The following is a 14512-nucleotide window of genomic DNA, read 5'->3' as shown; positions in this document are numbered from 1 at the left end:
TCAGGTCCTTTTTCCATTTATTCCGGCATATTAACTGTTTCGATCATGCTTTTCTTTCTTGTTTTCATTCTTTTTTCAGGAAAAAACCTTTCAATGGACTATTTTTTTCCATCCTGCCCGATATTCTCCTCCGCAATTAGTATCATATACCTAATATGAGATCGCATGTTGTTTCCGTTTAACAGTTAATCTAATTGTAAATGCGTCCGGTCCTGAGAATTGAGATGACAAAACTCATCCCTAAGAGGAAAGCTACCGTAAAACCAAAAACCCCGAGAAGCGGAACATCCCAGAAGAGTGGCTGCATATCAGTTTGTATGATCAATGATGAACCTACAATTATGGCTGATACAATTAAACTAAGCGCAAGGCGGTTGCTTGCATCATTTATTTCACGGGGCAGTTTTTCAAGATCACTATGCTCGAACTTGAGATGTAGTTCGCCTTTTTCTGCCAAAGAAAGTATATGTGATATCTGCATCGGCATTTTATGGAGTACACGGGAATATTTCGGTGCATCCTTTAATGCTGAACTTGCAATATGCTTTGGATTCAGGCGTTTTTTCATATACTTTTTTGCATGTGGTTCAAAAACCTGTGCCAGATTAAATTCAGGCATCAGCTGAGAACCAAATCCCGTGATCATAATTGTTCCTCTTAGAAGTAAAGCAACTGCCGGCGGGATCTTAGCCTCATGTTTTCGCAATATAGTGAACAGATCGCCTATCAGTAAGGCTGCATCCATCTGCTTTAAAGATCTGCTGTAGTATTTATCCAGAAAGATTTCAATATCATTTTTCAAATCCCTGATATTTGTATCAGTTCCAATAACATCAAAATCATAGAGGATCTCAATGCACTGATCCACATCACCTTTTGTCATTGCGAACAGAGCCTCAATGAAGCCATTTCGAAGATCATTGGACAATCGGCCAACCATGCCAAAATCAATTAGTGCAATTGTCTCATTGTCCAGTATGAAAACATTGCCGGGATGAATATCAGCATGAAACAGACCATCTTCAAAAACCTGCTTCATGAAGGCGTTTGAACCGATCATTGCTATTTTCTCACGATCAAATCCGAGTTTATCAAGTGTCTCAAAATCATTTGCCTTTATGCCGTCCACATACTCCTGTGTCAGGATCTTTTGGCTACTGTAACCCCAGTATACTTTTGGGATATAGACTGACCTTTCATCTTTGAAATTGTAAGAAAAGCGTTCAATATTTTGAGCTTCTTGTGTATAATCGATCTCAGCACGTAGTGCTCTTGAGAATTCATCCACAATTGAAACGGGTCTGTAATGCCTGGCAGCACTGATCCGCTCTTCAGCAAGCCTGGCCAGACTATACATAATGTCAAGGTCTGTTTCAATTACCTGCCTGATTTGCGGACGCTGGACTTTAACGACCACATTTGTGCCATCTTTCAGCTTAGCCAGATGCACCTGACCGATAGACGCAGCTGCAATGGGACTACGTTCAAATGATTCGAACAGGTCTTCAAGAGGAGTTTCCAGCTCTTCCTGAATTATACGTTTAACATCTTCGAATGCAAATGGAGGAACATTGTCCTGAAGTTTTGAGAACTCTTCAGCATATTCAACTGGTATCAGATCCTTGCGCACGCTGAGTATTTGTCCCAGTTTCACATAGGTAGGACCGAGTTCTTCAAGGACTTTTCTCATCCTCTCCGGACCTGATAGTGTTCCTGTTCCTGAATCATGGTATATCTTTGATCTCGAGCTATGAATATGAAACGGGCGAAGTTTCATCAGGTCTACAAGATAATCAAATTCATATTTTACCAGAATATCGATTATTTTCTTGTATCGTTTTGCCATTGAGTATCTGCGAAATATTTTAAAATTCATGTTTAGTCCCCATTAATTATCTGCTAATGCTTCCCACATTACTTTTAGAAAAAATCTAGTTAATTGGAACAGAGAGGTCCCATTCTGCATCAATAAAATGTTTGAAAATACGGGCATGTTCTTTGCCATTATACCATGTGGCAGTAAGATTAGGAGGAACAACATCATCCTGGATAGTAATAACAAGTATTTCCCTATTATCGACTACAAGCATCCCTCCTTTTAGAGGACTGGCACTTTTGGCTGTCTTGTATGTCCTGATCTCCGCCAGAGGAAAATCATCTACAATATCACCCACATGGCTTTTCTCCCGCCCTGTAATTTTTACCTGTACACCCTCATTGATCTTTTTCCGGACCAACTGCTTTATTCCATCCATAACAGGATACACTTTTATTACTTCATTTAACGAAGAATAAGAAGATGCAAAGATGATTTCTTCCCTGGATGATTCCAGCACCTCTAGCATTTTGTCATTGACTTTCTTTACACCGGAGATGCTCCATACAGAATTCTCTTCCTCCGTACCAGCCTGGTTTTTGTAGAGCAGCTCAAGTTGCTCCCGGGAGAAAATCACAGCATTTTCATAAGTCGCTTTTAGCTTCTCAATAAGTCTGTCAGGAGACAATGATCTGTAACGCATCGGCTTGGTGTTCTGGCTCTCAATAAGTCCTTTGTTGTTCAGTTTAGTGATAACTCCATACACAGCAGAACGCGGTATACCTGAAAGTGCATGGATATCCGCCACGGTTCCGCTACCGTACTGCGTTAGTGCGATAAGCAACTTCGCTTCATAGGAGGTAAGACCAAGTTGTTGAAGTGATTCTACCAATTTATTCATCATTATTTTGATTCCCCGATAATTTCATAGATATTTTTTATGTGCTTTTTTGTTAGTATTAGAATACTAACAAAATAAATAGTTAATTACTAACAATATTCCAAATATGAAATTGCTAACTGGTCAATGAAATCCGGTTATTTTTCTGTACCATTCAAATTTAAGTACAGAATTATAACGCTTAAGTATATATTACTACACGACTTATTGCTATTTGGTGACAATTCATGGAATTAGAAGACATCAACAACTATGTAGAAAATGCCAGCCCGGAAGAACTCAAAGCCCTTGGATTCCTTGGACAGTGGATGATGGACAACGTACCAAAATACTGTACCTGCCAGTGCAAATGCAATGAGAACTGCGAACTTGCAAAAGCTATGGGCGGAGCACTTCAGGCTGCTGGCCAGAAGTTACAGGCATAAGCGGAATTCATCAGAATTCTGCTAACCTTTTTTTTGATTATTAACGAATATTGAATAATTGAATAATTGATATCCCAGGATCAATGTATCCGGAGGAAGAAAATGACCGTGTTGAGCATACTGAGTTGTAAAATACTTCAGGATGAACTTGTCTGGCTTTTGGGCAATGATGCTGAAATTGACAACGTCCTTATAGTAGATAACGGGAACATTTCCGAATTTACGGAAAAACTTGACGAACAGCGCACTACTTACGAAATCGTGGCATTTGAAAAGATGCCAGGCATCCTTGAAGATGCTGACGAAGGAAAGCTTACGGTTGTAGTAAATATCCGGGAACTCGCACTTCACATGGTGCCAAAGAAGCTGAAATCCGAAGTTTACCAGTGTATAGAATAAATGACTGTTTTTTCCAGCGGATTACTCCTTTTTTACGGACTTTGCGGTAACGTCCTTGGCAATGTGGAAGAGGATTTCAACCCTGAAAAAGACGATTGTATCGTGAGAATACTCAGGGATGATGAAAAGATCGTAGATGACTGCATCGGAGCCACAGTAGGAGGCTGGGCAAACTACATTAAATTACTGAAGGAAAACAGTAAGGAACCGGCTTTCTTTTTCACACCTATGTTTGCCCATTCATGGAAAGAATTCAATGTTTCAGGCGTAGATTACGATAAAGATCCTGAGAAAGCTATCGAGATGGACAAAATGATCAATGATCTTGCCGGATATTCCAGGGTCGCAAAGGTAAACACCGGCCTTACATACGTAAAAGACTTTGATGAAAAGATAGATGAGTTTGCAAAAATGTTCGGATACAGCACATTTGAAGTAAAAGGCAATCAGGTAATTTTTGAGAAATGCTACTTTTCAATTAAGGATGAGATAAAATTGCAGGCATAGAACTAACTCTAAAAATCAATTTCCCGGTTGCACAATGGCAACCGGAAATAATTCTGTTTATCTTTTCTATATGACACTTCACTCAGCAGACCTTACATCCACAAGCAGCTCGGCACCGTTGCTGTCAACGTGCACGGTAGAACCTTCCGGCACCTCGCCTGCAACAATAAGCTTTGCGATCCTTGTCTCAACCTCGTTCTGAATGACCCTTTTAAGCGGCCTTGCACCGAAGGTTTCGCTGTATCCGGACTTTGAAAGATATGCCTTTGCAGCATCCGTAAGGTCAAGAGTAATGCGCTTGTCCCTGAGTCTCTCAGCAAGATCCACAACCTTGATATCAACGATCCTGACAAGTTCCTCCGGCTTCAGTGCGTGGAAGATAGCGATCTCATCCACACGGTTGAGGAACTCCGGCCTGAAGAACTTTCCAAGCTCTGACATTGCACGCATCTGCAGGGTTGCATAATCCACATCCTGTTCATCCTCAGCAGACCTCAGCACTTCAGTGAGATCACCTGCAAAGATGTTAGATGTCATGATTATCAGCGTGTTCTTGAAATCCACGGTCCTGCCCTTGGAATCTGTCAGACGACCGTCATCAAGGATCTGCAGCATGACGTTGAACACATCCGGATGTGCCTTCTCGATCTCATCGAAGAGCACAACTGAATAGGGTCTTCTGCGTACTGCCTCTGTGAGCTGTCCTCCTTCATCGTATCCCACATAACCAGGTGGTGCACCGATCATTCTAGCAACAGTGTGCTTTTCCATATACTCGGACATGTCAATACGCACCATGTTGTTCTCATCGTCGAACAACTCTGCTGCAAGAGCCTTTACAAGCTCGGTCTTACCAACACCTGTCGGTCCAAGGAATATGAAACTTCCAATCGGACGTCTCGGGTCCTTGATTCCTGCGTAGTTACGTATCACTGCATCAGCAACAGCCCTGACAGCTTCACTCTGGCCGATGATACGGTTGTGCAGGTTGTCCTCAAAGTGAACAAGCTTCTCACGCTGTCCTTCCATTAGTTTTGTCACAGGTATGTGAGTCCACTGGCTGACAACATCGGCAATATCCTCTTCACCGACTTCCTCATTCAGGAGCATCTCACCCTGCATTTCCTGAAGCAGCTTTTCCTCTTCAGCATACTGGTGTTGTAGTGGGATGAGAGTCCCGTACTTCAGCCTGGATGCGAGTTCAAGGTTGTTGTCATTCTCGGCAAGTTCAAGCTGAACCTTAGTGTCCTCTATCTCCTGCTTCAGTGAACCGAGCTTTGAAATGGCTTCCTTCTCACGATCCCATCTTGCCCTCATTGCATCTGATTCAGCCCTGATGTCTGCAAGTTCCTTCTCAAGGATCTCCAGACGGTCCTTGGAAGCTGCATCCTTTTCCTTCTTCAGTGCTTCTCGCTCAATTTCAAGCTGCATTATCTTACGGTCTGCTTCATCGAGTTCTGCTGGCTTACTGTCAATTGCAGTTCTCTTCTTTGCAGCAGCTTCATCCACAAGGTCGATAGCCTTGTCAGGCAGGAACCTGTCTGCAATATAACGGTTACTCATGATAGCAGCAGCCACAAGTGCAGAGTCCTTAAGACGTACACCATGGTGTACCTCATACTTCTCCTTCAGTCCACGAAGGATGGAAATCGTATCTTCTACAGTTGGCTGTTCAACAAATACCGGCAGGAACCTGCGTTCAAGTGCAGCATCCTTTTCGATGTATTTACGGTATTCATCAACGGTTGTTGCACCAATACAGTGAAGTTCACCACGTGCAAGCATTGGCTTGAGGAGATTTCCTGCATCCATTGCACCTTCAGTTGCACCTGCACCTACGATTGTGTGAATTTCATCGATAAAGAGAATGATCTGACCTTCGGAATCTGCTACTTCCTTAAGCACTGCCTTGAGCCTTTCCTCAAACTCACCACGGAACTTTGCACCGGCTATCAATGCACCCATATCAAGGGCAATGATACGCTTGTCCTTCATGGCATCAGGAACATCCTTTTTAGCAATACGCTGTGCAAGCCCCTCTACAATTGCAGTCTTACCCACTCCAGCTTCACCAATGAGTACAGGATTGTTCTTTCTGCGGCGGGAAAGGATCTCAACTGAATGCCTGATCTCCTGATCTCTTCCAATAACCGGGTCAAGCTTACCCTGTGATGCAAGTTCTGTGAAATCAATTCCGTACTTCTTCAGTGGTTCCATTGTGTCTTCCGGATTTTCTGAGGTAATTCTTCTATTCCCCCTTACCTGCTTTATTGCTTCAAGGATTCTGGCACGTGTTACGCCTTCGCTTGCAAGTATCTTGCCACACTGACTGTCCTTTTCTTCCACCATGGCAAGCAGGAGATGCTCGACACTCACGTATTCATCTTTCATCTTGCCTGCTTCCTGTGAAGCTGCATCAAGGACACGCCTCATGGTCTGGGTCATGTAGACCTGATCCCCTCCCGGACCTGAGACCTGTGGCAGGTTTGCAAGCTGGGCTTCAACTTTTTCCTTTACGCGGTCTACCGGTACTTCCATATTCTGAAGTAAGGTTGTTACCAGTCCTCCGCTCTGCTCCAGCAGTGCAAGCAACATGTGCTCGCAGTCTATCTGCTGGTTTCTGTATCTTGCAGCAATTGTACTTGAGCCCTGGATTGCTTCCTGGGCTTTTTGTGTGAAACGGTTAAGATCCATAATTATAAACTCCCCGGGATTGACATTTCCCATTTTTATTTTTGAATGTTTAACTTAAATCTTTTTTGATACCTGACACGTTTTTGAGGGTCATGTCCAACCCGGAATGAGTAAAATAAAACACCTGATAGCAAGTGGCCATAGCCAGAGCTATACAGGATTTGTTACTCGTGTATGGACCCCATCTATTCGATGAGTATCTTTTTATTTTCTTCAATCTGCATTTTTGGCAACGTAACGCTAAGCACACCATTATCTAATTTTGCTCTGGCACCTTCAGCAGAAACTGTGCCTGGTAAGCTCACAGTCCTTGAGAATGAACTGTATGTTCTTTCTCTTCTAAGGTAACCTTCTTCTTTTTCCTCGGTGCTTGAATTGCGTTTTGCAGATATTGTCAGCATATTATCACTGACATCAAGGTCAACATCACCTTTCTCAACTCCCGGGAGATCGGTGGTCACAATTAATTCGGAACCTTCATCCTTTACATCCACAAGTGGTGCAAGTATTCCGGCTTCTGACCATCTGTCCCCGAAACTTCTCTCTTTGAACATGTTGTTTAACATGTCCTGCATCTGCACAATCTCTTCCATTGGATTCCATAATCCTCCCCTTGCAGGTGTCACTTTTGTCAGACCAAATCTCATACTATCACTCCTTTTATCTCATGGATATTTTGCTGTTCTTTGTTCGTCCGGCTGTACAATCTTTTTTTTTTAATTGCTATGAATTATAATCAAATTTGAAATGTCTGTTCTTCACCTCTTATTTTCTTTTGTGGATATTTGTTGAATGAATAAAGATAAGAAAGTAAAGATAAGAGTGCGATCAAATTATGATCGCAGGTGTCTTATCATCTTTCTCATCATCAAAGTCAGCTACAACGGCCTCAGTAGTCAGGATCATAGCTGCAATGGATGCAGCGTTTTGTAATCCGCTTCTGACAACCTTTGTCGGATCAATGACTCCTGCTTCAAAGAGATCTTCGAACGCGTCAGTCTTTGCGTTGTAACCATATTGTTCATTGGATTCACCCCTTATCTGAGCAATTATCTCTGCGCCATCTTTTCCGGCATTCAGTGAGATCTGGCGGATAGGTTCTTCCAGTGCACGTTTGACGATCTTAAGACCAATATCCTGTTCGCCTTCAAGTTTGAGGTCTTCAAGCACAGTAGTTGCACGGAAAAGGGAAATTCCTCCGCCAGTGACCACACCTTCCTCAACGGCAGCTTTTGTAGCATTTAGGGCATCATCGATCCTCATCTTCTTTTCCTTGAGTTCGGTTTCTGTTGCAGCTCCCACCTTGATGACAGCTACACCGCCGCCAAGTTTTGCAAGACGCTTCTTGAGTTCCTTTTTCTTGAACTCCGCATCTGTGACATTGATCTGTGACTCAATAAGCTGCATTCTCTTTTCAATATCAGCTTTGTCACCCTTACCTTCAATGATTGTTGTCTTATTTTTGTCGATGTTGACCTTGCGTGCTGTTCCGAGCATGTGTTCTGCGAATTCCTCGATCTTCATCCCCTTATCTTCGCTGATCACCATACCACCTGTAAGGATTGCGATATCCTCAAGCATGGCTTTCTGCTCGTCCCCGAATCCCGGAGCCTTCACTGCACATACACGCAGTGAACCGCGGATTATGTTTAATATCAATGCGGCCTGCGCATCGCCTTCGACATCCTGTGCGATCATGACAAGTGGCCTGCCTTCCTTGGCGACCTTTTCAAGCACAGGAATTATCTGGTTCATGGTTGTGATCTTGCGGTCTGTAATTAAGATGTACGGCTCTTCGAACTCACAGGTCATCTTTTCAGGGTCTGTTGCCATGTATGGTGACACAAAACCACGGTCAAACTGCATACCTTCAACAACTTCAAGGTGTGTTTCCATGGTCTTGGAATTCTCAACTGTGATTACACCATTGTATCCTACCTTCTCCATTGCATCCGCAATGAACTCGCCAACGACTTCATCGTTGTTTGCTGAGATAGTTGCAACCTGGAGGATCTTTTCTTTATCCTTTACATCCTTACTCTTTTCCCTGAGGCTTGCAACAACCTTTTCGGTTGCCTTTTCAATACCTTTCTTGACTTCAATTGGATTTGCACCAGCACTGATGTTCTTTAGTCCCTCTTTTATCATTGACTGTGCAAGCAAGGTTGCAGTGGTTGTTCCATCACCTGTATTATCCTGGGTTTTTGATGCGACCTCTTTTACAAGCTTTGCACCCATGTTCTCGAACTTGTCTTTAAGTTCTATTTCTTTGGCAATGGTAACACCATCATTGGTTACAACCGGACTGCCCGGCTTGTCAAGGACAACATTACGACCCTTGGGACCAAGGGTGATCTTTACAGTATTTGCTACTTTATCTACACCACTTAACAATGCTTTACGTGCATCCTCATCAAACATTATCTGTTTTGACATAGATATTCCTCGTCAGTTCCTTAATCTTACTTATTCCTCAACTACTGCTAAGACATCCTTGAAATCAATGAACATGTGAAGTTCACCGTCAAGGTCAATCTCGTCACTCTTATAACCGCCGTAAATCACATGTTCACCGGCTTTTAATGGAAGTTCTTTGCCATCCTCATAGGCTCCCACAGCAACTATGATTCCTTCTTTTTTCTCTTCCTGTGCGGAGTCAGGGATGTAAATTCCACTTTCAGTGACTTCTGCCTTTTTGACAGATTTGATTAAGACTCTCTCACCAATTGGCCTGATAATCATCGTTTATTTTCCTCCAATTATCATCTGACCGGAAACGTTCCGATCAACTGAGCAATTATATTGCATGACTCCTATTTAAATCTTTTGCAAAAAATAGCTTTTTTATCACTTTTATCGAAATGATATCGATTTTATACAGATAAACTTATATAGATGCTATAAGATAGAATAATCCTATGCCACAACAGATAATCCTGATAAACCTGGAAAAACCCAGAGAAAAGAAGCTGGAAGAAGATATTCGCTGGTTCTGTAACAGTTTCGGATTATCTTCCGGAAGAGATACGGAAAATCTTGCTACACAAATAGTCCATGATCTTCTTCAGCAACTGGCAGAAAACCAGGATAAAATATCATCAGACATCATAGCTAAGAGCATTGAAGTAAACCAGTCCAGAGTGAATCATCACATAAGGAACCTTATAAACTCAGGCCTGATATACAGGGAAAAAAGAGGGCTGTACATCCGCGGAGGAAGCCTTAAAGCTGCAGTTCAGGAAATGAGAAAAGATTCCGACCGTATTTTCCAGGAACTTGAAGAAATAGCCGAAGAAATAGATGAGCAGATGGGTCTGAAAAACAGATAATCACCCTCACCATTTTTGAAGTTTTTTGCCACCGTAGAGATCATGTGTATAGACTGACAGAAACATCGCTTTTTTAGGAAAAATCGTAATGTATAAACAAAGCAACCATCCATCAGCACTAAACAAAGGATTATGAAATCATACGCTAAATATGACAGGTTCCTTCGATTTCATCCTGAAAACGATTCCGGTTTTTATTCATGCCTGTCGTGAACCCAGAAATCACCTTCAATTGTGAACTCCTTCTTCCATATTGGCACATCTTCTTTTATGCGTTCGAGTGAATCAATCAGCGTCTGGAAAAGCTCCTGCCTGTGAGCAGCAGCCACGACTATGTAAACAATATCCTCACCCGATTTTATCAATCCGGTTTTGTGATGGATTAATACATCTATGATATTGTCCTTTGCTTTCATGTCAAGACAGATCTTTTCAATTGCCCTGTCCGCAACACCTTCGTATTTCTCAAAATCTATGGCAGTGGTTTCAACATTATCATTTATTCGCCTGACAATTCCCGTGAAAGTTGCTATCCCACCTGAAAGACGAATATCGGGATTTGAACGCACCTTCCTGATGAGAGAGTCAAGAGTTACCCATTCAGGCTGATCATGAATCAGTTCAACAAGAGCACCTATGTCCCAGTCTGCTTTTACAGGCAGTTGGACAATTATATTGGAAATTTCATCCGGAGCCTCGGGCTCGCCAAGGAAAATCTTTGGAAGGTCACTGTTTTTTGCACCCTCGACTATCGCAAAGTCTGCTCCGTTGTCTGCAAGAGAGTCCAGGGCATCTTCAAGAGTTGGATCACGCTTTATGGTTACAAGCTCTGTGTCAGTTATTGCTGCAACCAGATAGGCACCTGCATCGAAATGCTTACCGGTGTCAGTATCCCGTGGATTGAAACGATGATGCAACATCTGTTTTACAGTACCTACTTTCCCTTGTTCGCAAAGAGCTTCCACAAGGCGGGAGACCAGCGTTGTTTTGCCTGAATTCTTGTATCCTGCAACACAAATGACTTTCATAAATGGATTTATGGAGAGTCATTCTATAAGTACACAGCGCAAACAGAAGCCAGCACATTCATATTAATTATTTTTTAGATTAAGGGTAAATTATAATAGACTAATTACGATTAATTTATATCCTTGGATTTACTAGCCATTGCAATGAGTGAGTACAAGATAAGTATCCATGATATGCCAATGGATGAAAGGCCCAGGGAAAGACTGTTGAAATACGGCCCTGAAGCTCTTTCAAATGCAGAACTGCTTGCAATTGTCCTGAGAACAGGTTCGCAAAAAGAGAATGTTGTGAATATGTGCAGTCGTATTTTCTCAGAATACAACATCAAACAGCTCAGTCAGGCTAACATCGCAAATCTCACAAAGATACATGGCATTGGTACTGCTAAGGCGGCACAAATAGCTGCAATCTTTGAACTTGCCCGTAAACTGGAAGGATTCTCCGATGATCCGAAAAGAAAGATAAGATCACCGGCAGATGTCTATTCTATACTTTACCCGGGAATGCGTGAACACAAAAGGGAAAGACTTGTGGCGCTTTTACTTGATACAAAAAACCAGATAATACGTGAGGAACTAATTTCCATCGGCAGCCTGAACGCAAATATTGTTCACCCAAGAGAAGTTTTCAAGGCAGCACTCATGGAATCCTGTGCTTCAGTAATCCTCTCACATAATCACCCTTCCGGCGATCCAACACCAAGCAGGGAAGATATTGCAGTTACTGAGAAACTTGTGGAAGGCGGCAAGCTGCTTGGAATCGACGTACTGGATCATGTGGTTATCGGAGATGGCAGGTATGTCAGTTTGAAAGATGAAGGATATGTGAGATGAAATCTCTTACCATTCAGAAGACCACCCTGACAAACAAAACATTTAAGGTATTGACTTGCATTTAAGTCCCAAATGAAAGAGATTGAACTTAATGACCCCTACATCACTCCATACAGGGGTATATATGCAATATGCGACAGTAAAAACGAATATGCTGAGATCATCGAGCATACGAACTGTTATGGCGGTGCTGCATGGTCTAAGTTCCATTATTCTCACTCGCCGCTTATCCTTAACACACGTTCCATTGGGAACATGATCCGATACAAAGTAAAGACAGGCACATCACCTCTTGAGCTAAAACCATCCACAGCAGCTGCAGGAATTGAATCTGTTATCGTGGAAGGAGATGAGGTTCATATAACATACGCAGGACTTGGAGGAGGAGGCGTAGGTGCCACAAAATGCAGGGCATTTGCTGAGGGCGTTCTTCGCTGCAACTACACTGAATCCGGAGGTGGGCGTGCTGCAAAAGGCACCATCGTAGTTCCAAGAAGAGAAAGAGTACTAATTGGAATTGATGATACCGACACCAAAGAAGAAGGTGCAACATGGACATTGACTCACAACATGGCAAAAGCACTTGACTGCAATGAGTCTATTTACCTGTCACACTCACTTGTACAGCTTTTCCCGGTATCTGCAAGGACACAAAACTGTGTATCCACAGTACTGGAATTTGGATGTGTGAATGAAAATGCAAAACACGAGCTGCTTGAAAGCGTAAAGGCAGCCCTCCTGAAATACAGCGTATCCGATGAGACGGGAATGGTAGTGCTTTCTGAGTTTGAGGCAAAGAAAATCAACGAATACAGCACAAAATGCCGAAGTGGAGAGCTTACAAAGGAATATGCTCTTGAGTACGCGAAAGACAAAAATGTCGATGTCTGGCTTGATGGTAATGGAGTTATTGGTGCACTTGCAGCGCTTGCATGGTTTGCACAACCTGATGATTCAGTTAAACTGAAAGCTCAGATCGAATAAACAAGTAATCAAATTATGACTAACACAGAGGATATAACCGGCCTTGAAGCAATTTACCTTGCAGCAATTGATAGCAATGTAAAGTTCATTACTGCTGTAGCCGGATATCCCATGACTGCAGTTGCAGACCACTTTTTTGAGAATAAGAATTCCAGCAACTGCAATGAATGTAATAATTACGATATCCACTGGTTCACCAATGAGAAAGCTGCTCTTGAAGCAGCGTTAGGTGCATCGGTAACAGGACGTCGTTCCATTGTAATGGTCAAACATGTTGGAATGAATGTACTTTCAGACCCCCTGATGACAGCAATGATGCACACAATAGGTTCGGGACTTGTGATACTTGCCGGCGATGATCCGGGAGCAAAAGCATCACAGAACGAGCAGGATTCAAGGTTCTACGGAGCAATTTCCGAGACTGCCGTTTTTGATCCTTCTACACCTCAAAATACTTACGATTCACTTAGCCGGGCTTTTGAACTTTCAGAAGAAGCAAAGGTTCCTGTTATTATGAGAATAACTGACCGGCTGGAAAAGGAAAGACAGAAAATCAGCAGAACACGGATAAACTCAAAAGCAAATGTGAAAGAAAAGGTTCTTGACAGAAGCATCTGGAAGCTTACTATGCACGGCAAGCACCAGAGATTCCACATTGAATCAGAACCCATCCTTATTCATGAATCAGAGAACTCACGTTTCAACCACATAGCAATCAATGGAGACAAGGTTGGAATAGTATCATCCGGTTATCCATCATATATTGTGGACAAGATTCTATCCACACAATTAGTTTATTCTTCTTATTCACACCTGAGTCTTGGAATGGTTTCACCTTTCCCGGAAAAACTTGTAAAAAGTTTCATAGAACAACATGAACACATCCTTGTTGTTGAAGAGAGTGAAACCTTCATAGAAACACATATCAGCACATGTTGTGAAAAAGTTCTTGGAAAAAGAACAGGCCACCTTCCTTTCAGCATGGTTGAAAAAGAACATGTTGATTTTGCTTTTGAGAACATCGATAAAGATGAAGTCTCAGAGTACACGGATGTACAGACAATTCTCAGCAGAGGTTCAAAACCTATTTGCAGTGATTGTCCTTTTATGCCACTCTATAATGTGTTACATGATATCCGTCCTGTTGCAGGAGACATGGGATGCTCCATACGTACAGCACCCGATCCATTAAATGCAGTCAATACAGGATTTGCACTTGGTGGTGCAATATCAACTGCCTGTGGATTCCCGGGGAAAGGCATAGCCGTGATTGGAGATTTCGGACTTGCACATTCCGGCATAATTGGACTGATAAACGCAGTTGAAAATGGTTTTGACATTCTTGCCATCATACTTCAGAATGATGTTGCTGCAATGACAGGCGGACAGGGTGCACCTGACCTGAAAAAAGTTGTAAAAGCACTTGTACCGGACACAACCTGTATCAATATCGATGAGCTTCTTGATTCAGAAGGAAAAGATGCCTGTTCTGAATATATTAAAAATATGATTCAGGCAAAAATAGAAGATAAAGGCGTTTCTGTAATCTACATCGAAGGCCAGTGTACAAAATAACGATAATAATAGTAATAACT

14 protein-coding genes are annotated in these 14512 nt (G+C 42.4%); 7 read left to right on the top strand and 7 right to left on the bottom strand.

Features of this window, described 5'->3' with window-relative positions; translation table 11 throughout:
- Nucleotides 1-190: 190 nt before the first annotated feature.
- Both V7O61_RS04525 and V7O61_RS04520 read right to left on the bottom strand, forming a co-directional pair.
- Nucleotides 191-1846, bottom strand: a complete 1656-nt coding sequence (locus V7O61_RS04525) for an ABC1 kinase family protein (protein WP_407347448.1) — start codon at nucleotides 1844-1846, stop codon at nucleotides 191-193.
- Nucleotides 1847-1931: 85 nt separating this feature from the next.
- Nucleotides 1932-2720, bottom strand: a complete 789-nt coding sequence (locus tag V7O61_RS04520; RefSeq protein WP_407282609.1) for a TrmB family transcriptional regulator — start codon at nucleotides 2718-2720, stop codon at nucleotides 1932-1934.
- 224 nt (nucleotides 2721-2944) lie between these two features.
- On the opposite strand from V7O61_RS04520, the gene V7O61_RS04515 reads away from it, so the two are divergent.
- The 3 genes from V7O61_RS04515 to V7O61_RS04505 all read left to right on the top strand — a co-directional run bounded on the left by V7O61_RS04515 (nucleotide 2945) and on the right by V7O61_RS04505 (nucleotide 4048).
- Nucleotides 2945-3142, top strand: coding sequence for a hypothetical protein (locus V7O61_RS04515; RefSeq protein ID WP_407282610.1), 198 nt, complete (start codon nucleotides 2945-2947; stop codon nucleotides 3140-3142).
- Nucleotides 3143-3244: 102 nt separating this feature from the next.
- Nucleotides 3245-3541, top strand: a complete 297-nt coding sequence (locus V7O61_RS04510; protein WP_407282611.1) for a hypothetical protein — start codon at nucleotides 3245-3247, stop codon at nucleotides 3539-3541.
- Nucleotides 3542-4048 (top strand): DUF1638 domain-containing protein, encoded by a 507-nt coding sequence (locus V7O61_RS04505; protein ID WP_407282612.1) that lies wholly within the window; start codon nucleotides 3542-3544, stop codon nucleotides 4046-4048. It abuts the gene before it with no gap.
- A gap of 78 nt (nucleotides 4049-4126) precedes the next feature.
- Here V7O61_RS04505 and clpB read toward each other — a convergent pair whose 3' ends face one another.
- From clpB to groES, 4 genes are all read right to left on the bottom strand, one after another.
- Entirely contained in the window at nucleotides 4127-6742 is a 2616-nt protein-coding gene (gene clpB / locus V7O61_RS04500) for an ATP-dependent chaperone ClpB (RefSeq protein WP_407282613.1), read from the bottom strand.
- Nucleotides 6743-6927: 185 nt separating this feature from the next.
- Nucleotides 6928-7389, bottom strand: a complete 462-nt coding sequence (locus V7O61_RS04495; RefSeq protein ID WP_288069565.1) for an Hsp20/alpha crystallin family protein — start codon at nucleotides 7387-7389, stop codon at nucleotides 6928-6930.
- A 181-nt stretch (nucleotides 7390-7570) separates the two neighbouring features.
- Entirely contained in the window at nucleotides 7571-9178 is a 1608-nt protein-coding gene (gene groL, locus V7O61_RS04490; RefSeq protein ID WP_407282614.1) for a chaperonin GroEL, read from the bottom strand.
- A 30-nt stretch (nucleotides 9179-9208) separates the two neighbouring features.
- On the bottom strand, nucleotides 9209-9484 hold the full coding sequence (gene groES / locus V7O61_RS04485; protein ID WP_023844235.1) for a co-chaperone GroES: 276 nt from the start codon (nucleotides 9482-9484) through the stop codon (nucleotides 9209-9211).
- Between the two features lie 176 nt (nucleotides 9485-9660).
- Here groES and V7O61_RS04480 point away from each other — a divergent pair, with 176 nt between their 5' ends.
- Nucleotides 9661-10071, top strand: a complete 411-nt coding sequence (locus V7O61_RS04480) for an ArsR family transcriptional regulator (protein WP_023844236.1) — start codon at nucleotides 9661-9663, stop codon at nucleotides 10069-10071.
- A gap of 194 nt (nucleotides 10072-10265) precedes the next feature.
- Here the strand turns inward: V7O61_RS04480 and V7O61_RS04475 are convergent, their stop codons facing one another.
- A complete protein-coding gene (locus tag V7O61_RS04475) occupies nucleotides 10266-11099 on the bottom strand; it encodes a molybdopterin synthase (protein WP_407282615.1) in 834 nt (277 codons plus the stop codon).
- 144 nt (nucleotides 11100-11243) lie between these two features.
- On the opposite strand from V7O61_RS04475, the gene radC reads away from it, so the two are divergent.
- The 3 genes from radC (at nucleotide 11244) to V7O61_RS04460 (ending at nucleotide 14492) form a co-directional block, all read left to right on the top strand.
- A complete protein-coding gene (gene radC / locus V7O61_RS04470; protein WP_023844238.1) occupies nucleotides 11244-11933 on the top strand; it encodes a DNA repair protein RadC in 690 nt (229 codons plus the stop codon).
- Nucleotides 11934-12005: 72 nt separating this feature from the next.
- Complete coding sequence (mmp11, locus tag V7O61_RS04465; protein ID WP_407282616.1) at nucleotides 12006-12917, top strand: methanogenesis marker protein 11; 912 nt, start codon at nucleotides 12006-12008, stop codon at nucleotides 12915-12917.
- Between the two features lie 15 nt (nucleotides 12918-12932).
- Nucleotides 12933-14492: a thiamine pyrophosphate-dependent enzyme gene (locus tag V7O61_RS04460; RefSeq protein WP_407282617.1), complete on the top strand. Its 1560-nt coding sequence runs from the start codon at nucleotides 12933-12935 to the stop codon at nucleotides 14490-14492.
- The last annotated feature ends 20 nt before the right edge of the window (nucleotides 14493-14512 follow it).

It is taken from the genome of Methanolobus sp. WCC1, from assembly GCF_045690315.1.
Taxonomy (GTDB): domain Archaea; phylum Halobacteriota; class Methanosarcinia; order Methanosarcinales; family Methanosarcinaceae; genus Methanolobus; species Methanolobus tindarius.
Note: the sequence above shows the minus strand (reverse complement) of the source record. Positions and strands in the feature narration are given on the sequence as shown.

Coding starts and splice junctions, on each gene's coding strand:
- V7O61_RS04515 (WP_407282610.1), top strand. CDS start 2,945: ATGGAATTAGAAGACATCAACAACTATGTAGAAAATGCCAGCCCGGAA.
- groL (WP_407282614.1), bottom strand. CDS start 9,178: ATGTCAAAACAGATAATGTTTGATGAGGATGCACGTAAAGCATTGTTA.
- groES (WP_023844235.1), bottom strand. CDS start 9,484: ATGATTATCAGGCCAATTGGTGAGAGAGTCTTAATCAAATCTGTCAAA.
- V7O61_RS04505 (WP_407282612.1), top strand. CDS start 3,542: ATGACTGTTTTTTCCAGCGGATTACTCCTTTTTTACGGACTTTGCGGT.
- mmp11 (WP_407282616.1), top strand. CDS start 12,006: ATGAAAGAGATTGAACTTAATGACCCCTACATCACTCCATACAGGGGT.
- clpB (WP_407282613.1), bottom strand. CDS start 6,742: ATGGATCTTAACCGTTTCACACAAAAAGCCCAGGAAGCAATCCAGGGC.
- V7O61_RS04480 (WP_023844236.1), top strand. CDS start 9,661: ATGCCACAACAGATAATCCTGATAAACCTGGAAAAACCCAGAGAAAAG.
- V7O61_RS04475 (WP_407282615.1), bottom strand. CDS start 11,099: ATGAAAGTCATTTGTGTTGCAGGATACAAGAATTCAGGCAAAACAACG.
- radC (WP_023844238.1), top strand. CDS start 11,244: ATGAGTGAGTACAAGATAAGTATCCATGATATGCCAATGGATGAAAGG.
- V7O61_RS04525 (WP_407347448.1), bottom strand. CDS start 1,846: ATGGCAAAACGATACAAGAAAATAATCGATATTCTGGTAAAATATGAA.
- V7O61_RS04495 (WP_288069565.1), bottom strand. CDS start 7,389: ATGAGATTTGGTCTGACAAAAGTGACACCTGCAAGGGGAGGATTATGG.
- V7O61_RS04510 (WP_407282611.1), top strand. CDS start 3,245: ATGACCGTGTTGAGCATACTGAGTTGTAAAATACTTCAGGATGAACTT.
- V7O61_RS04520 (WP_407282609.1), bottom strand. CDS start 2,720: ATGATGAATAAATTGGTAGAATCACTTCAACAACTTGGTCTTACCTCC.
- V7O61_RS04460 (WP_407282617.1), top strand. CDS start 12,933: ATGACTAACACAGAGGATATAACCGGCCTTGAAGCAATTTACCTTGCA.